Below are 20,866 nucleotides of genomic sequence, written 5' to 3' on the forward strand. Positions count from 1 at the left end.
GAACGCGCCGTGAAGCGCGCCACAAGGAAAAGCGCCGCTGCGCACCGGGGGAACCGGACGGGCAGCGGCGCTTCATCTTCCAACTCTTCGCGTGCTTACTGACCGAAGGTGCGCTGCCACCAGCCGCGACGGGGCGCACCATCGGCGTCCTCGCCTGCTGCATCGTTGTCAGCAACGGCGGCATCGGCAGGCACCGGTTCCGCCGAAGCGGTCGGCTCGGGCTGCGCGACAGGCGCAGCGTCAGCCGGGACCTGCGGTACAGCTTCGACGGCGGGCTCCGCCGCCTCTGCCTCGGCAGCGACCACCTTCTTGCGGCGCGTGCGCTTGGGCTTGGCTGGCGCGGCATCTGCGTCGGCGGCCGGCGCATCTGCTGCCGGCGTATCGGCTTCAGCCGCCGCGCCTTCGCTCGCCACCGCCTTCTTGCGACGCGTGCGCTTGGGCTTTGCCGGCGCGGCATCCGCTTCGGGCGCAGGTGCAGGCTCTTCCGTCGCGACCGGAGCGACTTCGGCCGGAGCGTCGGTCGTTGCCGCTGCCTCGGCGGTGTCCGTGTCCGCTTTCTTGCGGGCGCGGGGACGACGACGCGTCTTGGGCGCTGGTTCGGCCGCTTCCTCGCTTACCGGCTCAGCGGCAGGGGCTTCTTCGGCGACCGGTTCTGCAACCGCTTCCTCGGCGTCGGCCGGGGCCGTTGCATCGTCCTGCTCGATCGCGACGGTTTCGCCCGCTTCGCGCCGACGGCGGCCACCGCGACGACCACGACGGCCGCGACGGCGCGCGCCGCCTTCTTCACCATCGGCATCGCCCGCGTGCGCGGCGACATCGCGATCCTCGGCTTCATCGCCGTCCTCGGCGTCGGTCTCGTCACCGGACTCATTATCATCCGTTTCCGCTTCGGAGCCGGCATCGCGCTGGTCCTCGCGCTGGCCGCCCCGGCGACGGCGACGGCGACGGCGACGGCGGCCGCCTTCGCGATCCTCGTCCCCCCTGTCGCCCCGCTCCTCGCGCTCGGTGCTGTCCTCGGCGTCCTCGACCTCTTCGATGTCGTCTTCATCCTCGGGCAGGTCGATATCGTCATCATCCTCGACCAGCGGCGCGTAGGTGACGACACGCTCCGGACGGGGGCCGCTGGCTTCGACCGACATGCGCGCACCCTCAATCTCGCCATCGGGCAGGATTTCGATGCGCACGCCATAGCGCAGCTCGATCTCGTCCAATTCGCGGCGCTTGTTGTTGAGGACGTAAAAGGCCGCTTCCTGGCTAGCGCGCAGGGTGATGAGGTTGCCGCGACCGCGCGCCGCTTCCTCCTCCAGCATGCGCAGCGCGCTGAGGCCCGCTGACGACGCCGTGCGGACAAGGCCGGTGCCCTCGCAATGCGGGCACTGGCGGGTGGAGGCTTCCAATACGCCGGTGCGCAGCCGCTGGCGGCTCATTTCCATGAGGCCGAAGCCGGAAATGCGGCCGACCTGGATGCGGGCGCGATCGTCCTTGAGCGCCTCCTTCATCGCCTTTTCGACCTTACGGATGTTGGAGTTCATCTCCATGTCGATAAAGTCGATGACGACGAGGCCCGCCATGTCGCGCAGGCGCAGCTGGCGCGCGATTTCGCGTGCAGCTTCCAGATTGGTGGCGACGGCGGTCTGCTCGATGCCATGTTCGCGCGTCGACCGGCCGGAGTTGATGTCGATCGACACCAGCGCCTCGGTCGGGTTGATGACCAGATAGCCGCCGGACTTGAGCTGCACGACGGGATTGTACATCGCGGCGAGCTGATCCTCGACGCTGGCGCGCTGGAACAGCGACACCGCGTCGGCATATTGCTTCACGCGCCGGGCATGGCTCGGCATCAGCAGCTTCATGAAGTCCTTGGCGGCCTTGTAGCCATCCTCGCCCTCGACGATGACTTCCTCGATATCCTTGTTGTAGATGTCGCGGATGGCGCGCTTGATCAGATCGCTATCATTGTGGATCAGCTCGGGCGCCGACGCCTGGAGCGTCTTTTCGCGGATCTCGTCCCACAACCGCGCGAGATAATCGAAGTCACGCTTGATTTCGGGCTTGGTGCGCTGAAGTCCCGCAGTGCGCACGATGCAGCCCATGGACGAGGGCAGGTTCATCTCCGCGATGATGGTCTTCAACCGCTTGCGATCGGCGGCGTTGCTGATCTTGCGGCTGATGCCGCCGCCATGCGACGTGTTGGGCATGAGCACGCAATAGCGGCCCGCCAGCGACAGATATGTGGTCAGCGCCGCACCCTTGTTGCCGCGCTCTTCCTTCACAACCTGGACCAGCAGCACCTGGCGGCGCTTGATGACGTCCTGGATCTTGTAACGGCGACGCAGGGCCATGCGCTTGCGACGCAGTTCGTCCGCAGCATCGTCGCCATTCTTCCCGCGCTTGCGGCGGCCACCCTTGGCGGCTTCGGGCGCCGGGCTTTCGGCATCCGCCTCGGCCGCGTCCTCATCCTCATGATGATGAGTCGCCTCGACCAGCTCGACGCCGTCCTCGCCCGCGTCCTCGTCATCCTCGATCTCGGCGCGCAACGCGGCCTCTTCCTCGGCATGGGCGCGCTCTTCCTGCAGCAGCGCCTCACGGTCCTCGCGCGGGATCTGATAATAATCGGGGTGAATTTCGCTGAAAGCCAGGAAACCGTGACGGTTGCCGCCATAATCGACGAAGGCGGCCTGGAGCGAAGGCTCCACGCGCGTCACCTTGGCGAGATAGATATTGCCCTTGAGCTGCTTGTGCTCGGCCGATTCGAAATCGAACTCCTCGATCCGGTTACCTTTGACGACCGCGACCCGGGTTTCTTCCCGGTGGCGCGCATCGATCAGCATACGCATTGTCATTTATAAGTCTCCGGCGTGCGCGGGCTGCGGCATGAAGCCGCGCCGCCACGCGATAAGAAAAGAATGCCGGCCGGCGCGCGCCATCGGGCGCGGCGCAGGCAAGCATCCGGTTTTGAAGGAAAATCTGCGCGTCTGCTGCATCGGCAGGGCCGGACAAGGCGCCGGGCCGCACCATCCACACCGCCATGCCCGTTACCGGGGCAAGCGTGGATGGAAAATCATGCCTCATGCAGCGTCAACCTGTTCTGTCTCGCCCGCACAACAGCGGGCGCTCGTCTGACCTGAAGACTGACCGAACATACGGCAATTCTTGCAGGAATGGGAATGGTTAGCAGTCAATAGCCCGGGCGGCAACGGTTGGTCGAAATATTATGCCTTTGCGCCGCCTCCGCCATCGGCGTCATGCGCCAGCATGGTGAAGATGTCGTTAACCAGCTCATTTTACCGGGTTAAAAGAGGGCGATGCTTAATCGGGTGTTCAGCGTGGGGACGCTGGACGGGTCAACGTCGATGATATTTGGCTGGACGGCCGACAGGCCTGCGGTGCACAAGCGGCGCATGTTGCAGAGCCTTGCCTTGGCAAGCATTCTTCTTTCCTCCCCCGGCCAGGCGGGCGGCATCGCCGGCGTCGATGTGCAGGGGGACCGGGTGGTGGTGCGTTTCGATGAGCGGGTGGAGGGCGCGTCCGCCTTCCTGCTCGACGGACCGCAGCGCATCGCCCTTGATATCGATGGCGCGCAAACGGGGCGCTTTCCCTTTTCGCCGGGCAATGGCGCGGTGGCGAGTGTTCGTCAGGGACAATTGAGCCCGGAACGCGCGCGGGTAGTGCTCGACCTTGCCAGCCCCGCGACACTGGCCGACGCGCGCATCGCGCCGGACGGCAAATCGCTGAGCTTCGCTATTAAGGGCGTGAGCGACAGCCGCTTTCGTAGCGAACTGGGCCGCGGCCGCATGGCGTTCGACGCGCCGGCCGACATGGCCGCGCGCCCGCAAAAGCGAATGCATTCGATCACCGTGCCGATCCCGCCCGCCGCGCGCGGCGTTGCCCTGCCCCCGGTGCAGGGCGTCAATGACGGCGCGCGTCCGCTGGTGGTGATCGATGCGGGCCATGGCGGCCATGATCCCGGCGCGATCAACAAGGATAATGGCAAACGCGAAAAGGATGTGACGCTGGCGATCGCGCAGGCGATCCGCGACCAGCTGGTCAAGGGCGGACGGGTGCGCGTCGCGCTGACGCGGGACGATGATCGCTTCTTGGTGTTGCAGGAACGCTATGGCATTGCGCGCAAGATGGGCGCGGACCTGTTCATTTCGATCCATGCCGATGCCGCGGAAAACACCGACGCGCATGGCGCGACGGTCTACACATTATCGGAAACCGCGTCGGACCGGGAAGCCGCGCGCCTGGCCGCGCGCGAGAACAAGGCCGACATCATCAACGGCGTCAATCTGGGCGGCCAGTCGGGCGATGTGTCGTCGATCCTGATCGACCTGACACAGCGCGAATCGCTGAATATCTCCTCCAGTTTCGCACGGCTGCTCCAACGCGAAGCGTCGCCCTATGTACCCTTCCGCAGCGCCTATCATCGCTTCGCGTCGCTGATGGTGCTCAAGGCGCCGGACACGCCGTCGATCCTGTTCGAAACCGGCTATATCAGCAATGAAGCGGACTCCGCCTTCTTGTCCTCACGCGAGGGTCAGCAAAAAATCGCGCGGGGCGTTGCAAAGGCGATCGAAGTGCATTTCGCGCGCAAGCTCGCGATGAGCGGCGTGGCGGCGGGCGGCTGATGGCGCGGCCCGTCGAAACGCCACTGGCCTTGGCGGCGATTTGACCCTAGAGCCTCTTCCCCATGGAAGAGGCCCATTCCGATACCGCCCCGACATCCTTTGCCTATCGCCTGCGCCGTGACGCGGGCGGCGCCATGGCGCGGCTGCGGCCGCTATGGGGCCGGCGGCTGTTCCGCTGGCTGGCGGTCCTGCTGGGCGGATTCCTGCTCGCGATCTTCCTGTTCTGGCTGATCTTCGCGCGCGGCCTGCCCGATGCGGCGACCCTGCTGGAATATGAGCCGCCGCTGCCCACCATGGTGCGCGACATCAACGGGCAGCCGGTGCACAGCTACGCCCGCGAACGGCGGGTGCAGTTGCAATATAGCGATTATCCCCCGCTGTTGATCCGCGCCTATCTGGCGGCGGAGGACAAGACGTTTTTCGAGCATCATGGCGTGGATTTTCCCGGCTTTGCCGGCGCCGTCGCCGACTATGTCAGCAAGCTGGGGTCGGGCCAACGCGCGCGTGGCGGATCGACCATCACACAGCAGGTGGCCAAGAACCTGCTGATCGGCGACGAATATTCGCCCACGCGCAAGGTCAAGGAGATGATCCTGGCCTGGCGCATGGAAAATGTGCTGTCCAAGCAGCAGATATTGGAACTCTACCTCAACCAGATATTCCTTGGCCGCAATGCCTATGGCGTGCAGGCGGCGGCGCGCGCCTATTTCGACAAGGATGTCGCCGACCTCAGCCTGCCTGAAATGGCCTATCTGGCGATCCTGCCCAAGGGGCCGGCCAATTATCGCCCCGAAAGCGAAACCGGCCACGCCCGCGCGATCGAACGGCGCAACTGGGCGCTGGGCGAAATGGAGCGCAATGGCTGGATCTCCGCCACGCAGCGCGCGCAGGCGCAGGCGCAACCCCTGGGCACCGTCACTGTGCGCGGATCGAGCTTCGACGCGCGCGCAGGGGGCTATTATATGGAAGAGGTGCGCCGTCGCCTGATCGACCGCTTCGGTGAAAAGGCGCAGGACGGCCCCAATAGCGTCTATGCCGGTGGCCTGTGGGTGCGCAGCCCCTATGATCCCGTGGCGCAGGAACGCACCAAGGATGCACTGCGCAACGGATTGCTGCGCTTTGGCGCGGGGCGCGGCTGGTCTGGTCCGGTGGGCCATATCGATCCCGACCGGGGCTGGGAGCGTGAACTGGCCGCCAGCTATGTCGGCGTCGATTATGAGGGCTGGCGCATCGCCGTCGTCATCGATCGATCATCGTCCCAGGCGCAGATCGGCTTTTCGGACGGCAGCACCGGCACCCTGCCCGCGTCGCTGGCGCAGACACCCTATCGCCGAACCGGCGGCCCCGCCTTTTCCGCGTTGAAGGCCGGCGACCTGATTGTCGTGGCCAAGAATGGCGATGACTGGGCTTTGCGCACCGTCCCGGAAGTGTCAGGCGGCATGGTGGTGCAGGAAGTGCATTCCGGCCGTATTCGCGCGATGCAGGGCGGGTTCGATTCCCGCCTCTCCTCCTATAACCGCGCGACGCAGGCGCAGCGCCAGCCCGGCTCCACGATCAAGCCCTTCGTCTATGCCGCCGCGCTGGACAATGGCATGACGCCCGCGTCGATCATCGTCGATGGGCCGCTCTGCGTCTACCAGGGCGCGGGATTGGGGCAGAAATGCTTCCGCAACTTTTCGGGCGGCAGCGCCGGGCCGCAGACGATGCGCTGGGGCGTGGAACAGTCCCGCAACCTGATGACGGTGCGCGCCGCCAGCCAAACCGGCATGGACCGGGTCGTACGCACGATCAAGGCGATGGGGATTGGCGATTATCAGCCCTACCTCTCCTTCGCCCTGGGTGCGGGCGAAACGACGGTCGAGCGGATGGTCAATGCCTATGCAACGCTGGCCAACCAGGGAAAACAGAATCCCTCCAAGGTCATGGATTATGTGCAGGACCGGCGCGGCAAGGTGATCTGGCCCGAACGCTGGCGCCCATGCGACGGGTGCAACATGGCCAATTGGGACGGCAAGCCGATGCCGCGCTTCGGCTTTGAAGGGCGGCAGGTGATGAACCCGATGACCGCCTATCAGGTCGTGCATATCGCCGAAGGCGTGGTGCTGCGCGGCACCGCCACCGTGCTGGCTGATCTCAAGCGCCCGCTGTTCGGCAAGACAGGCACCACCAATGGCCCCACCAATGTCTGGTTCGTGGGCGGATCGCCCGACCTGGTTGCGGGAGTCTATGTCGGCTATGACAAGCCCCGGAGCCTGGGCGGATGGGCGCAGGGCGGCCGGATCGCCGCGCCGATCTGGAAGGCGGCGATGGCGCCGATCCTGGAAACCATGCCCAAGACGCCCTTTGTCGCGCCGGCGGGCATCCGCATGGTCACGATCGACCGTCGTTCGGGCAAGCGCGTCTATGGCGTGTGGCCAACCAACGATCCCAAACCCGCGGTCATCTGGGAAGCGTTCAAGCCCGAAACCGAGCCGCGCCGGTCCATCCGCAAGGAAGAGGCCGAAGCGCAGGCGAAGGCGGCCGATGCCAAGGCGGCAGCCGCCGTGGCGCGCGGGCGGCAGCGCACCGACGCCGACTTCCTGCAGGATCAGGGCGGGATTTACTGACGGGCGCCTTCGTGCGGAGGCGCCCGCTTCATTTGTACAGGATCGTGTCGGAACCGGACACCATGAGCTGGGACAACTCATATCCCGGCGGCGCATCCGTCAGGTCGTGCTGGCGGCTGATGAGCGTCCATATGTCGCGCGAAAAGCCCGCCGCCTTGACGTCGCGGTAGAACATGTCTGCCGAATAGCGGTTCAGCGTGAGATATTCCTTCCACATATGACCCAGGATCATGTTGGGGTGCACAACCGACTGCTCGTGTGCCGTCTTTTCAATGATGGCGCGCATCGCCGTCCTGTCATGCGTCAGATGCGCGAAAGGCACGGGGATGAAATCCGACAGGTGACTGCCGAAATAGGAATGGAACCAGGGGAAAACCTTGATGAAGGCGACCCCGCCTGTCCTGAGCACGCGCTTGATTTCGGCCAGCACAGCGGGGACATCGGCGACATGCTCCATGACGCCCCAGCAGAATATGATGTCGAAATGCGCGTCCGGAAACGGCATGGATTTGCCGTCATAGACGACAGCGGTGACACGATCCCTGAAATTGTCGGCGTCGGGGAAACCGCCATCGACCAGGGTCTTGAGGCTTTTGTCCGGGTCCGGCGTGGTGATATCCAGACCGATGACCTGCTCGGCGCCGCGCGAGGCGAGGCCATAGGTCATCAACATCTCGCCGCACCCCAGGTCCAGGATGCGTTTCCCCTCCAGACAGCCGATAGCCGCGACAAATTCGTCGACGACGCCGACATAATGGTTGCGGACCCATTCGTTCATGTCCGGCAGAAAACTGATATCGTCGTCAGTGCTCTTTTGCTGGTCGGGAACGGGCTGTCGCTCCGTTTTCGCTTCACCACCCTTGAATTTGCGCGCAATATGGCGTCGTATCGATGATAGTCGCAATCGTCATTCCTTCGTGACCCGCCAAAGACAGCCGGACAATACAGACATGTCCCTGCCAGCCCCAGCATTATGAACGATATGCCTTTTTTCCGATCGGGATGAAATGATCGCTGACAGCCGCCCCCGCCGGATCGCCCGCGCCGTCCTGGCATTGGCCTATCTGATCGCAGGGGTAGCGCATTTGCGTTCGCCAGGGGGATTCATCGCGATCACGCCCGACTGGGTGCCCTATCCAGCCACTGTCATCTGCCTGACCGGCATCGCCGAAATCGCCGGGTCGATAGGCCTGATGCTGCCACCCTTTCGCCACGCTGCGGGCATCGGACTGGCGCTTTATGCGCTGTGTGTATGGCCGGCCAATATCCATCATGCGCTCAGCGACATTCCGCTGAACGGCGTGCACCTGAGTTGGTGGTATCATGGACCGCGGCTGGCGCTGCAACCGGTCATCATCTGGTGGGCGCTGTGGGTGAGCGGGGTGACCGACTGGCCATTTGCGCGGCGGCGCTAAGGCGGTTGTCTTTGCCGCCCGCCCCCCTAGGGTGAGGCCAAAGTCCTGAACAAGCGGAGCAAGGCGGCGTGACCCGGCATATTCCCTGGATAGTGACAGCCATTATCGGCGTCCTGGCCCTGACCGTCGTGGCGATTTCACGGGGGGAAAGCGTCAACGCCCTGTGGATTGTCGTCGCGGCAGTCAGCTGCTTTCTGGTCGCCTATCGCTATTATGCGCTGTTCATCGCGCGGCATGTCATGCGGATAGACCCAGCACGGCCCACCCCCGCCGTGCGGCGCGCCGATGGCCTGGACTATGTCGCGACCGACCGCACCGTCCTGTTCGGCCATCATTTCGCCGCGATCGCGGGCGCCGGGCCGCTGGTAGGGCCCGTGCTCGCCGCACAAATGGGCTATCTGCCCGGCACGCTGTGGATCATCTTCGGCGTGGTGCTGGCCGGCGCGGTGCAGGATTTCATGGTCCTGTTCATTTCCATGCGCCGCGACGGCAAGTCGCTGGGCGAACTCATCCGCATGGAGATGGGTCAGGTTGCCGGCACGATCGCCCTGTTCGGCGCGTTCATGATCATGGTCATCATTCTGGCCGTGTTGGCGCTGATCGTGGTCAAGGCGCTGGCCGAAAGCCCCTGGGGCATGTTCACCGTTGCGGCCACCGTGCCGCTCGCCATGGCAATGGGCGCCTATACGCGCTGGATCAGGCCGGGCCGGATCGGCGAGGTGTCGGTGCTGGGCCTCATCGGCCTGATCGCCGCGATCATGTACGGACAGGCGGTGGCGCAATCTCCGACCTGGGGGCCGGCCTTCACCTTCACGCCGATACAGCTTTGCTGGATCCTGATCGGCTATGGCGCGGTGGCGTCCGTGCTGCCTGTCTGGCTGTTGCTCGCGCCGCGCGACTATCTGTCGACCTTTCTCAAGATCGGGGCAATCGCCGCGCTCGCCATCGGCATCGTCATCATGGCGCCGCCGCTCCAGATGCCGGCGCTGACGCGATTCGTCGCCGGCGACGGGCCGGTCTGGGCCGGTGGCCTGTTTCCCTTCTTGTTCATCACCATCGCCTGCGGCGCAGTGTCGGGATTTCATGCGCTGATTTCCAGCGGGACCACCCCCAAGCTGATCGCCAGCGAAGGCGACGCGCCCATGATCGGCTATGGCGCGATGCTGATGGAAGCGTTCGTGGCGATCATGGCGCTGGTCGGCGCGTCAATCCTGGACCCGGGCGTCTATTTTACCATGAACAGCCCGACGGCATTGATCGGCACTGACGCCGCCAGCGCGTCCGCCGCCGTCACCGCCATGGGTTTTCCCATATCGGCCGATACCATCGCCCAGACAGCGCGGGATGTGGGCGAACATACGATCATCAGCCGCGCGGGCGGCGCGCCGACGCTGGCCGTGGCGATGGCGGAAATCTTCAGCCATGTCGTCGGCGGGCCGGCGATGAAGGCTTTCTGGTATCATTTCGCCATCCTGTTCGAGGCGCTGTTTATCCTGACCGCCGTCGACGCAGGCACGCGGGCGGGTCGCTTCATGTTGCAGGATCTGATCGCCCTTGTCGTCCCGGCCTTCAAGCACAGCGACAGCCACATGCCCGGCATCATCGCCACTGCCCTGTGCGTCGCGGCCTGGGGGTTTTTCCTCTATCAGGGCGTCACCGATCCGCTAGGAGGGGTGAATACCTTGTGGCCGGTGTTCGGCATTTCGAACCAGATGCTGGCGGCGATTGCGCTGATGCTGGGCACAGCCGTGCTGTTCCGCATGAAGCGGGACCGGTTCGCCTGGGTGACGATGCTGCCAACCGTCTGGCTGCTGATCTGCACATTGTCAGCAGGCTGGCTCAAGCTGTTTTCCGCTGATCCCAAGGTTGGTTTCCTGGCGCATGCCGCGAAATTCAGCGAAGCGGCAGAAGCCGGCACGCTGCTTAGCCCGGCGAAATCCATGGGCGAGATGCAGCGCATCATCTTCAACGATCGAATCGATGCGGCGTTGGTGGGCCTGTTCCTGGCGGTTGTCCTGGCGATCCTCTATTTCACCATCCGCACCTGTATCGCGGCCCGGCGCAGCGCCGCCCCTACGGCATGGGAGATCCCGGCCAGTCTGGCACCGGCGCGATGACGGGGTTTATCAAAAAGCTGCGGCAGGCGGCCCATATGATGGTTGGCATCCCCGATTATGATGCCTATCTGCGCCATATGGCCGATCACCACCCCACCAAGCCGGTGATGGACCGCACCAGCTTTTTCAGAGACCGGCAACAAGCCCGTTATGGGGGACGCAATGGAGGCCGGTGCTGCTAATCTTGCAATTATATTACAAAGATTTGCAATTTTACGAATATAAAGTTTAATAGATTGCCCGTTTTTCTATTGCTGTTTCCCGGCGCTCTGATACGGGGCGGCCGTCACTGGTGCCCGACAGCTTCAGGACACGCCCCCTGCCCATCCCTTGCGGCGGGGGGCGCCCATCCCTAACCCTTTGCGTTGAAACCCGCAATCATGCCTGCCGTGATTGACAGGGCGATTTCTGCGGGACCGATCGCGCCGATATCCAGCCCTGCCGGGCCGTCGATTCGCGCAAGCGCATCCGCGTCAAACCCCGCGGCGGTCAACCTGTCGAGCCGCGCCGCATGGCTGCGCCGCGAGCCCAGCGCGGCGATATAGCCGGTCGGCGCGTTCAACGCGGCCGTCAGCGCGGGGTCGTCGATCTTGATGTCATGGCTGAGCGTCACGACCGCCGTCGATTCACCGGGATGGCGCGCGGCAATGGCGTCATCGGGCCAGCGATCGTCCAGTTCCGCGTTCGGGAAGCGTTCCGCCGTCAGGAAGCGGCCGCGCGGGTCAATGACGATGGGCGTCACGCCAATCGCCTGGGCCAGGGGAACCAGCGACTGGGCGATCTGCACCGCGCCGACGATCAACAGGCGGCGCGGCGGATCGTAGCGGTTAAGGAATGCGCCCTCCCCATCGCCCTCGCGCGTCTGGCCAGTGGCAAGATCGGTGGCCAGCGTTGCAGCCCGTCCCACTGCGCTGGCCTTCGCCACAAGGTCGAACAGATGGGGCGGAAAGCCTGCGTCCGATACCGGCTGCACCAGCACTGCGATCTCGCCGCCGCACGGCAAGCCAACATCCCAGGCATCGCCGTCGGCAACGCCATAGCGATGAACATGCGCGGGCCGGCCGGCAATGACCTCCGCCGCGCGTTGCAACACGTCGGTTTCCACGCACCCGCCCGAAATGCTTCCTTCCAGTCGGCCATCCTGGTGCACCAGCATATGGCTGCCACGCGGGCGCGGCGCGGAACCCCAGGTGGAAATCACGGTCGCCAGTGCCATCGGCGCGCCGCGCCATTCGATCGCCTTGCGAATCACCGCGCCATTGTCGTTCAAAACATCCTGCTCCCGGTTCGTGCCCAGCATCGCGCTGCCGCCAAGCAATGGGGATGAAGCGGGGCTAGTGCAAGCGCCGGCCCGTCCATACGACGCGTCCGACGATGTCGACCAGTGTCGGGTCGATGTCGGCCCAGTCGGGATAATGGGCATTGTCGCTCAAGACGCTGAACCGACCCCGCAGCGGCCCCATGGCGATGCGCTTCACCATCAATACGCCATCCAGCCGCAGCACATAGACGCCATCGCGCAACCGGTCGGCGTCATCATCATGATCCACCATGATGTCGTCCCCGTCGCTCAGCGTCGGCGCCATCGATTCGCCATCGACGCGAATGATCGAGACGCGCTGCGGCCGCACCCCCAGATGGCGGAGCCAGCGCGCGTCGAAGGCCATGACGCCGGCCGTACGCTCATCGTCATCCAATGTGCCGCCGCCGGCCGACGCACCCAGCGCCAGCCGCGGAACGGAAACGACGGCGGGCAGACCGCGACCGCGCAAGGGCGCAGGAGCGGCGGACGCCACCCCCCCCAGCATATCTTCCGACACACCGAAATAGCGCGCCAAAACACGCCGATCATCCTCGTCCAGCTTGCGCGGCGTGCCACGCTTGATGAACTGCTGAATATAAGCGGCGTTGCGGCCGATCAGGCGGGACAGATCAGCATAATTGTCCCCCCGGTCGGCAATCAGCCGTTCCAGCGTGGCGCGGGCGTCCTGCGGTTGATCCATTATCTATCCATTATCGATAAGATTTTTCCTAGACAAGTAGGAAAATCGCGCAGAGGAGATAGGAATATGCATAGCGGCTCGCATGGGGCGAGTCGCCTTTAACGGGGAGATACGGGCTGATGCTGCTGCCATTGATCGAAACTTTCCTACGTCAACACGACATGCCGCCGACGCGTTTCGGGCGGGACAGCGCGCGTGATCCGCGGTTGGTGTTCGACCTGCGGCATGGTCGCGAGCCCGGCGCACGACTGACGAGACGTGTAGAACATTTCATGAACACTTATCGCAGGAGCCATGGCCAATGACAAGCATGGATGCACATTTCGGCCGCCCCAATCTGCTCCGAAATAAAGATATCCGCCGCCGTGGGGCCGATCCGCTGCCGCTTCTGCTGGCGCAATTACTGCTGAGGGCAGGCCGTCCGACGGTGATCGATCGCACGACCAGCCGCCCATGGGCCAGCGCCCTGTTCGAAGGGCAGCGCCATACGATCTGGCTGCGCTTCAGCGGCGCGGAGGCGCAGAAACAAAAAGATCGGCTGCTCGCTGGTCTGGACGACGCGGAATGGACCCTACCCGGCCATTTTGTGGCAGACATCGCAGTCGATGGCGAAGGGGTTGCGGATCAGGATGTCTGGGTCCGGTTGTCGGCCCTGACCATCCGTGACTGGTAGCCGCGCGGATCAGCGCCGCCGTTCCGCCATCGTGCGCAAGGTGCCGAGCGCCGCGCGCAAGGCTTCGTCCGCGTCAGGTGCGACGCTGTCGCGCACCGGCACGGCCGGTGCTACCGGCATGTCGGCCAGCACGGGCGCAGGGGTGGCGCGGCGGCGGGACGCCAGGCCCCGTTCCAACCGATCGGTCAGTTCGGCGACTGACAGGCCATGCGTGGGCAGCGGTAGCGGCGCGGGCCGGGCTGCCTCGACCGGCTCGTGATCGGCAGGTTCATCGTCCCGAAGCGCTGCGGGCTGTTCTGTATCCGCCCGAAACGCGGACGGTTCGGCCGTTGGCTCGGCTAGATCAACCGGGCGCGCAAAGGCCGGTACGGGTTGATCCTCTTTCGCCATGTCATCAGGCGAACGCGCGGCAAAACCCTGCATCGGTACGACAGAGCGCGCCTCTGGCTCGGGCGCGACGACCAGGGGGCGGCGCTTGGCGTCGGGCCGGGCAAAAATCTCGACCCCGTCAAAGTCGCGGCTGGCGAAGATGGGCGGACGCGGCGGCGCGTCGGGATGCGCGTCGGCGCGGCGAAGCGCCGGGGCCTCCGCCACGCCGGTCGGCGTAGCGCGGCCCCGCGCAAGGGCTGTCAGCTTGGAAAAGGCGAAACCCATCTGTCTTGCTCCTTGGGCGCTCTGCTGTCGCCCGTCCGTATCCCGTTCATCCTCGGCCTGGCGCGGATCGCGGACCGCCGCGACAGCCCCTGCAATCAATAGGCCCACAAACCCGGCCATCATCAGCCGCGCCGTCACCCCGAGTGGCGGCGCGGCTGCCGGCACCGCTTCGCTCAGGCCACTCGAGGCCACCAGCATTTCCAACAGGCCGACCGGCGTCGCCAGCAAGGCGACAGCGGCAGCGACGCCTGCCAGCGCCGCCATTGCCGTTCCCCGTCTGGCGCTCGCCCTGTTCAACCTCTCGACCTTCGTTTTCGTTCACGCCGCCGCGCGACTCTCACGCGACCGTGCTAGCAACAGTTGGTAAACAGGTTCGTAACGCAGAATATTGGATGACCAGTTCCGTTCACGCTCGACATAGGCGCGCGCGACCCGGCGGCGTTCATCCCATTGCGCGCGATCGGCGAACAGGGCGGCAAGCGAATCGGCGATCGCCGCCGGATCGTCGGGGGCGAACAACATGCCCGTCACCCCGTCCTCAATCAGTTCGCGATGACCGCCGACATCGGAAGCAGCCACCAGCCTGCCCTGGGCCATCGCCTCCAGCGGCTTGAGCGGCGTCACCAGATCGGTCAGCCGCATCGCCTTGCGAGGATAGGCCAGCACATCGACCTGCGCATAATAATGTTCGACCTGATCATGCGGCACGCGGCCGACGAAGGCGATATGATCGGCGAAGGGCGACGCCATCGCCTGCGCGCGCAACGCCTGCTCCATGGGTCCGCCACCGACCAGCAGCAGCTTTGCCTGCGGCCGCGCGCGCACGAGTCGCGGCATGGCGGCGATCAGGTCGTCCAGCCCCTCATAATCATAGAAGCTGCCGATGAAGCCGACCACGTCCGCGCCGTTCAGCCCCAGCTCTGCCGTCAGGCCGGGATCGCGCGGCACCGGCGCCCCGAACTGATCCATATCGACGCCATTGGGCGACACGATGATCTTGGACGAATCAATGCCGCGCGCGACAAGATCGCCGCGCAGGCCTTCGCATATCACCGCGACCGCATCGGCATCCCGCACGGCGCGGGTTTCCAGCTGCCGCGTCAGCCAATATCGGGGGCTGCCTTCCCGCCCCGTGCCGTTGCCGACCGCCGCATCCTCCCAGAAAGCGCGGATTTCGTAGATTATCGGAATGCCGTGCCGCCGCGCGACGCGCTGCGCGGCGATGGCGTTCAGCACCGGCGAATGCGCATGGATCACATCGGGCCGCCATCGCTGCACCAGGGCCTCGATCGCTTCGGTATGGGCGGCAAGATCGCGCCACTCGCGCACCAGTGCATTGCCCGCCGCCGGCGTTCCAGGCGTGCGGTGAAAGACCAGACCGTCCACCATCTGCTCATCCGGTCCGGCGGCACTATGCCGCCGCCCGGTAATCCCGCGCACATCCCACCCCTTGGCGATCTGCGCACGCAGGATCGCCCGGGTCCGGAACGTATAGCCGCTGTGCATCGGCAGACTGTGGTCCAGCACATGAAGAATGCGAGTCATAGCCGGTCCTGTCTGCGGCAAAAGGTTTAACGGCCCGTCAACTCTGTCAGGCTAGGACACAGGTCCCGAAGCGATAATGCAAGCGAGCCATGATAGACACTTTGTCCCTGTTGATCAGCCATGGCGTCATCCTGCTCGCCGCCTGGCGGCTTTTGCCGCGTGCCGATCTGGATCGCGATCCGCCGGCGCAGGAGCCGCATGGCGATGCGTGACCTGTTCTTCATCGCGTTCCTTGGCCTGTTCGGGTTGATGGGGCTGCGACGGCCGTTCCTGCTGGTCGCGGTCTATGCCTATATCGACATCGTTTCGCCGCAGCGACTTTCCTATTTCCTGCTCAATTCGATTCCGATTTCCGCAATCGCCTTTGCGATGATGGTGGGCGCATGGCTGCTGGTCGATGACAAGAAGGATTGCCGTTTTTCCGCGCGACAGGGATTGCTGCTGCTGCTGCTCGCCTGGTGCGGCTATACCACGCTGACGGCCGATTTCCCGGTCGAAGCGCTGACCAAATGGAATTGGGTTTGGAAGGCGATCATCGCGGGCGTCTTCCTGCCGCTGGTGCTGCGCACGAGGCTGCGGATCGAGGCGCTGGCCCTGTTCATGGTGCTGTGCGCCAGCACGATCATCATCAATGGCGGCATGAAGACGGCCCTGTCGGGCGGCGGCTATGGCGTGCTCAACCTGATGGTTGAAAATAACAGCGGCCTCTATGAAGGCAGCATCATTTCCTGCGTGGCGATCTCGCTGATCCCGCTGATCCTGTGGCTGTCGAAACATGGCACCGTCTTCCCGCCCGACTGGAAGGTGAAGACGTTTTGCTACTGCCTGTGCCTCGCTTGCCTGCTGATGCCGGTCGGGACAGAGGCGCGCACCGGCCTTGTCTGCATCGTCATTCTGGCCGGGCTGATGCTGATGCGTTCGAAGCGCAAATTTGTTTACGGCCCGCTGATGCTGCTGGCGGCGCTGATCTCCATCCCCTTCCTGCCGGCCAGCTTCACGCAGCGGATGCAGACGATCGAAAATCACCAGGGGGATGAAAGCGCCTCTACCCGGGTCGCGGTGTGGATGTGGACGCTCGATTATGTGAAGGAGCATCCGGGCGGGGGCGGCTTCGACAATTATCTGCAGAACAGCTTTACCTATTTCGCGCAGAGCACGGTCACGGACAGCGGCGGCACACGAGTCGAGCGGCGGTTGGTGACCGACCGGGGCCGCGCCTATCATAGCGCCTATTTCGAACTTTTGGGCGAGCAGGGCTATTTCGGCTTTGCGGTGTGGGCGTTGCTGCACCTCATCTGCTTCATCCGTACCGAAGCGATCCGCCGCGCCTATCGCAAGCGTGATGGCCCGGACGATGCCTGGGTCGCGCCCTTCGCGCTGGCGCTGCAACAAGGCCACATCATCTACATGATCGGATCGCTGTTCGTGGGCATCGCCTATCAGCCCTTCATCTTCATGATGCTGGCGTTGCAGATCGGGCTCGACACCTATCTGACGCGCAAGCGCAAGGCGGCGGCCAAACAGCAACTGGACAGAGCCATCGCTCAGGGCAACGGGGCGATGGCGTGAGGGGCGATATGACGCCGCTCACCGCGGCACACGGACTGCTGCTTGGCCTGTTCCTGGCCTTGCCATGGCTGGGGCGGAGCGAATGGCTACCCTGGGGCGCGGAGGTGCTGTTCCTGGTCGGCGGATTTCAGGTGCGGGTGGCGGATCGGCGCTGGAACGCGCGTGCCGGCGCACTGGACTGGATCAGCCATATCCGCATGGCCCCGGCGCGGCTGCTGCCCTGGGGCGCAATGGCGATCATTGCCGTAATCGCGCGTCGCCCGCAGGATGCGCAGGCGATAACCCTGGCAGCGATCCTGAGCGAAACGCTGGTCTATCCGGCCTGCGCTCGCCTGCTGAGCAAAACGACCCGCGCCATCGCCGGCGCACTTTTGTTGATACTGTTGGTGGCGCTCGGGATGATGGACGGCAGCAATGCCCGCTTCGCCCTGTCATTCATCGCGGGCGTCGCGACCGGTATCCTCTGGCTTCGGGGACCGGACGGCGACCTTAGGACGACCATGCTGGCCATCACAAGTGTCGCCATCGCTGTCGGCGTGGCAGTCACAGTTCCTCAACTGGTGCCGCTCGCGTGGCCGTTGACGGCCATCAGCGCGACATTGGCGCTGGCGCATCTGTCGATGCTGCGCCGCCGCCCCATGCCGTGGCAATCAGGCGGCGACGCTATCCGTCGATTCAGGCGGGGACCGCAGCCCCTTGCGTCACCGCCTTCTTGAAGGCGTCGACAAAGGCGGGGATGTCGTCCGGGTTCCTGCTGGTGATCAGATTGCCGTCGACCACGACTTCCTGATCGACGACCTGCGCGCCGGCATTGGCAAGATCGGTACGCACGGACGGCCAGGATGTGACGGTCTTGCCATCGACGCAGTCTGCTTCAACCAACAGCCAGGGACCGTGACAGATGGCGGCGACGGGCTTGCCCGATGCGACAAAGTCGCGGACGATGCGCACGGCGCGCTCATTGGTACGCAGCGTGTCGGGATTGGCGACGCCGCCGGGCAGCACCAGCCCGTCATAGTCCTCAATCTTGACGGACTCCAAGGTCATGTCGGGCGTGATCGTATCGCCCTTTTCATCATGCTGCATGCCCTGGATCGGATCAGTGGCGGGCGACGCGAGCGTGACCTTCGCACCGGCGTCGATCAGCTTCTGGCGCGGCTCGAACAATTCGGACTGTTCAAACCCGTCGGTGGCGACGATCAGGATGCGGCTCTGCTCAATGGCTGGCATAAATCTCTCCTTCGTTTGGGGTGAGATCCTTCAACGGGCGAGCGCCCCCGGGGTTGCGGAACGAAGCGACGAACGGCGGGTTTTGCGGCATGAGAAGGAAAATATGGCCCAGTCCGCACTCGTCCACACGAATGATACAAGCCCCGGCATCACGCGACGCGCGCTCAAACGCGGATGGGCCTATTATGATGGTGATGGGCAACGGATCACCGACCGGGACGAAATCGACCGGCTGAACGCCATCGCCCTGCCCCCCGCCTATCGCGACTGCTGGTTCTGCGCCTCCCCCTTTGGCCATATCCAGGCGACGGGATATGACGACAGGGGACGCAAGCAATATCGCTATCATCCCGATTTCCGCGCAGCGCAGGAGGCGGCGAAATATGCCGGCTGCCCGGACTTCGGCCGCGCCCTGCCCAGGTTGCGCGCGCAGCTGGACAGCGACCTGTCGAAGCGTGGCCTGCGCAAGGACCGCACGATTGCCGCCGTCGTCCGTCTGCTGGATCTGGCCAAGCTGCGCGTGGGCAATGAACATTATGCCACCACCAACAAGAGTTTCGGCGCCACAACGCTGCGGCGGCGCCATTTCGACATCGCCGGACGCAAGATCATGCTGCGCTATCGCGCCAAATCGGGCCAGGATCGGGAACTGGCGGTGACGGATACGCGGCTATTGCGCTTCGTGCGGCAGGTGCAGGACCTGCCCGGCCAGCATCTGTTCCAATATCTGGATGAAGACGGCGACGCCCGTCCGATCAATTCGTCCGACGTCAACGCCTATATTGCCGAGGCCATGGGCGCGCCCTTTACGGCCAAGCATTTCCGCACCTGGGGCGCGTCCGTCATCGCGTTCGAACAGCTTGCGACCGGCCCGGTGTCGCTCAAGGCAATGATCGCGCCGGTCGCTGAAGCGCTCGGCAACACGCCGGCGATCAGCCGCAAATCCTATATCCATCCCGCCCTTATCGCCTTGTGCAAGGATGGCCAGGAGGATTGGCGCAGCACGCTGCGTCTGCCGCGCCGCACCCGCTATCTCTCCCGCATGGAACGGGGCCTCATCGCCTTCCTCGACGACATCGCCGATTGTAGCCCATTGGCCGCAGCGGCTTGAACCCGACCACCGTCATGCTCTACCCCCGGAGCTAAACCGGCGGGTCCGCGATCCGCCTCGATATTCCAGCCAGCAAGACAGGACAGGCATGGCCGACGCAAAAGACCCCGCCCTCCCGACAAAAACCATGCGCGCGCCCGACTTTCAGGCGATGTGGAGAGATACGGCCGACTGGTTTGCCGTCCATTATATGCAGATACTGATCGCCATCGGCGCGGCCGTCGTCATCTATCTGCTGCTCGCCACGCTCAAGGGACTGGGCAAGCGGTACAAGGGCAGCCGCGGTGATACGATCGGCTACACCAATGTGCTGGGCCGGACAGTCGCAAAGACCACGCATTTCTTCATGGTGATGGTGTCCGCCCGGCTGGTGGCGGGTTATGCCGACGCGCCGCCCGTCGTCTATCGCACCATCGTTTTCCTGTTCACCATCGCCACCGTCTTGCAGGGCGCGATCTGGGCGCGCGAAGTCATATTGGGCCTGATCGAACGGCGCACATTGGCGGAGGATGGCCAGGGCGAAACGCTCGCCAATGCCATGGGCCTGATCCGCGTGCTGGTGACGGTGGCGTTGTTCGCGATCGCAGGGATCGTCGTGCTCGACAATCTGGGCGTCAACGTCACCGGCCTGGTCGCGGGCCTTGGCATCGGCGGCATCGCGATCGGCCTCGCCGCGCAGGGGATTTTTTCCGACCTGTTCGCGGCGCTGTCGATCATTTTCGACAAGCCGTTTCGCCGGGGCGAATCCATTTCCTATGATACGACGACCGCCACAGTGGAAAAGATCGGCCTTAAATCGACCCGGCTGCGCGCGTTGACGGGCGAGAAGAAAGTGATTTCCAACGCCAATCTGCTGCAAAAGGAAATCACCAGCTACCACACGCTCGACCATCGCCGGCTGAAATTCGCCATCGGCGTCATTTACCAGACCGCCCCGGATGTCGCCGAACAGATCCCCGACATCCTCAAGGGCATCGTCGATGATCTGGGCGGCACCTTCGTTCGGTCCGGCTTTGTCGGATTTGGCGCGTCCAGCCTTGATTTCGAGCTGGAATTCGAAGTCTATCTGCCGGGATGGGACGATATCTACAACATCCGTCACAATATCGGCCTCGCCATCCTGCGTCAGTTCAACGAGCGCGGCATCGAGTTCGCCTATCCGACACAGACGACCTTCACCGCTGCACCGGACGGCCGGATGATCATGCCCTATGCGGAAGTGCAGCCGGTCAAGCGCGTCGACCTGGAGGGATGACGGCAGTCTGGCGCGCAGGCGACTCGCCTCATCGGCGCGCGCTTGCTGGGGCAAGGC

General features: G+C 64.4%; 19 protein-coding genes. 12 read left to right on the plus strand and 7 right to left on the minus strand.

Features of this window, described 5'->3' with window-relative positions:
* Positions 1–95: 95 nt before the first annotated feature.
* Positions 96–2,843: an Rne/Rng family ribonuclease gene (locus tag LL253_RS12720; RefSeq protein ID WP_228227419.1), complete on the minus strand. Its 2,748-nt coding sequence runs from the start codon at positions 2,841–2,843 to the stop codon at positions 96–98.
* A gap of 510 nt (positions 2,844–3,353) precedes the next feature.
* Between LL253_RS12720 and LL253_RS12725 the strand changes: the two genes are divergently transcribed.
* Both LL253_RS12725 and LL253_RS12730 read left to right on the plus strand, forming a co-directional pair.
* Positions 3,354–4,631, plus strand: a complete 1,278-nt coding sequence (locus LL253_RS12725; RefSeq protein WP_228227471.1) for an N-acetylmuramoyl-L-alanine amidase — start codon at positions 3,354–3,356, stop codon at positions 4,629–4,631.
* A 62-nt stretch (positions 4,632–4,693) separates the two neighbouring features.
* Positions 4,694–7,237 (plus strand): penicillin-binding protein 1A, encoded by a 2,544-nt coding sequence (locus LL253_RS12730; RefSeq protein WP_228227420.1) that lies wholly within the window; start codon positions 4,694–4,696, stop codon positions 7,235–7,237.
* A 28-nt stretch (positions 7,238–7,265) separates the two neighbouring features.
* On the opposite strand, the gene LL253_RS12735 is transcribed toward LL253_RS12730, so the two are convergent.
* On the minus strand, positions 7,266–8,015 hold the full coding sequence (locus LL253_RS12735) for a class I SAM-dependent methyltransferase (protein ID WP_228227421.1): 750 nt from the start codon (positions 8,013–8,015) through the stop codon (positions 7,266–7,268).
* A gap of 229 nt (positions 8,016–8,244) precedes the next feature.
* Between LL253_RS12735 and LL253_RS12740 the strand changes: the two genes are divergently transcribed.
* The 3 genes from LL253_RS12740 to LL253_RS12750 all read left to right on the plus strand — a co-directional run bounded on the left by LL253_RS12740 (position 8,245) and on the right by LL253_RS12750 (position 10,951).
* Positions 8,245–8,652 (plus strand): DoxX family protein, encoded by a 408-nt coding sequence (locus tag LL253_RS12740; protein ID WP_228227422.1) that lies wholly within the window; start codon positions 8,245–8,247, stop codon positions 8,650–8,652.
* 68 nt (positions 8,653–8,720) lie between these two features.
* Positions 8,721–10,769 carry a carbon starvation CstA family protein gene (locus LL253_RS12745; RefSeq protein WP_228227423.1) on the plus strand — a complete coding sequence of 683 codons (2,049 nt, stop codon included), beginning with the start codon at positions 8,721–8,723 and terminating at the stop codon, positions 10,767–10,769.
* Entirely contained in the window at positions 10,766–10,951 is a 186-nt protein-coding gene (locus tag LL253_RS12750) for a YbdD/YjiX family protein (RefSeq protein ID WP_037543102.1), read from the plus strand. Before LL253_RS12745 ends, LL253_RS12750 begins: the two co-directional genes overlap by 4 nt.
* A 170-nt stretch (positions 10,952–11,121) precedes the next feature.
* Here the strand turns inward: LL253_RS12750 and LL253_RS12755 are convergent, their stop codons facing one another.
* Positions 11,122–12,039 carry an XdhC family protein gene (locus LL253_RS12755; protein WP_228227472.1) on the minus strand — a complete coding sequence of 306 codons (918 nt, stop codon included), beginning with the start codon at positions 12,037–12,039 and terminating at the stop codon, positions 11,122–11,124.
* Positions 12,040–12,103: 64 nt separating this feature from the next.
* Positions 12,104–12,772, minus strand: a complete 669-nt coding sequence (locus tag LL253_RS12760; RefSeq protein ID WP_228227424.1) for a S24 family peptidase — start codon at positions 12,770–12,772, stop codon at positions 12,104–12,106.
* A gap of 119 nt (positions 12,773–12,891) precedes the next feature.
* On the opposite strand from LL253_RS12760, the gene LL253_RS12765 reads away from it, so the two are divergent.
* Both LL253_RS12765 and LL253_RS12770 read left to right on the plus strand, forming a co-directional pair.
* A complete protein-coding gene (locus LL253_RS12765; RefSeq protein ID WP_228220927.1) occupies positions 12,892–13,077 on the plus strand; it encodes a hypothetical protein in 186 nt (61 codons plus the stop codon).
* Entirely contained in the window at positions 13,074–13,445 is a 372-nt protein-coding gene (locus LL253_RS12770; protein ID WP_228227425.1) for a hypothetical protein, read from the plus strand. The genes LL253_RS12765 and LL253_RS12770 overlap by 4 nt, the downstream gene beginning before the upstream one ends.
* A 9-nt stretch (positions 13,446–13,454) precedes the next feature.
* Here the strand turns inward: LL253_RS12770 and LL253_RS12775 are convergent, their stop codons facing one another.
* Both LL253_RS12775 and LL253_RS12780 read right to left on the minus strand, forming a co-directional pair.
* The gene (locus LL253_RS12775) at positions 13,455–14,363 is read right to left on the minus strand and encodes a serine/threonine-protein kinase (protein ID WP_228220928.1); all 909 of its coding nucleotides are present in this window, start codon (positions 14,361–14,363) and stop codon (positions 13,455–13,457) included.
* Between the two features lie 54 nt (positions 14,364–14,417).
* The gene (locus LL253_RS12780; protein WP_228227426.1) at positions 14,418–15,644 is read right to left on the minus strand and encodes a TIGR04063 family PEP-CTERM/XrtA system glycosyltransferase; all 1,227 of its coding nucleotides are present in this window, start codon (positions 15,642–15,644) and stop codon (positions 14,418–14,420) included.
* An 89-nt stretch (positions 15,645–15,733) separates the two neighbouring features.
* Between LL253_RS12780 and LL253_RS19790 the strand changes: the two genes are divergently transcribed.
* From LL253_RS19790 to LL253_RS12790, 3 genes are read left to right on the plus strand one after another with little or no spacing between them, the layout of a single operon-like run.
* Entirely contained in the window at positions 15,734–15,856 is a 123-nt protein-coding gene (locus tag LL253_RS19790; RefSeq protein ID WP_009822747.1) for a hypothetical protein, read from the plus strand.
* Positions 15,849–17,213 carry a putative O-glycosylation ligase, exosortase A system-associated gene (locus LL253_RS12785; protein ID WP_228227473.1) on the plus strand — a complete coding sequence of 455 codons (1,365 nt, stop codon included), beginning with the start codon at positions 15,849–15,851 and terminating at the stop codon, positions 17,211–17,213. The genes LL253_RS19790 and LL253_RS12785 overlap by 8 nt, the downstream gene beginning before the upstream one ends.
* A gap of 8 nt (positions 17,214–17,221) precedes the next feature.
* Entirely contained in the window at positions 17,222–17,929 is a 708-nt protein-coding gene (locus LL253_RS12790; RefSeq protein ID WP_228227427.1) for a hypothetical protein, read from the plus strand.
* Here the strand turns inward: LL253_RS12790 and LL253_RS12795 are convergent.
* Entirely contained in the window at positions 17,889–18,443 is a 555-nt protein-coding gene (locus LL253_RS12795) for a type 1 glutamine amidotransferase domain-containing protein (protein ID WP_228220931.1), read from the minus strand. The genes LL253_RS12790 and LL253_RS12795 overlap by 41 nt on opposite strands.
* 103 nt (positions 18,444–18,546) lie before the next feature.
* On the opposite strand from LL253_RS12795, the gene LL253_RS12800 reads away from it, so the two are divergent.
* Positions 18,547–19,554, plus strand: coding sequence for a DNA topoisomerase IB (locus tag LL253_RS12800; protein ID WP_228227428.1), 1,008 nt, complete (start codon positions 18,547–18,549; stop codon positions 19,552–19,554).
* Positions 19,555–19,642: 88 nt separating this feature from the next.
* Complete coding sequence (locus LL253_RS12805; protein ID WP_009822752.1) at positions 19,643–20,809, plus strand: mechanosensitive ion channel family protein; 1,167 nt, start codon at positions 19,643–19,645, stop codon at positions 20,807–20,809.
* Positions 20,810–20,866: the final 57 nt, after the last annotated feature.

Source organism: Sphingobium soli (assembly GCF_020782245.1).
Lineage (GTDB): Bacteria > Pseudomonadota > Alphaproteobacteria > Sphingomonadales > Sphingomonadaceae > Sphingobium > Sphingobium soli.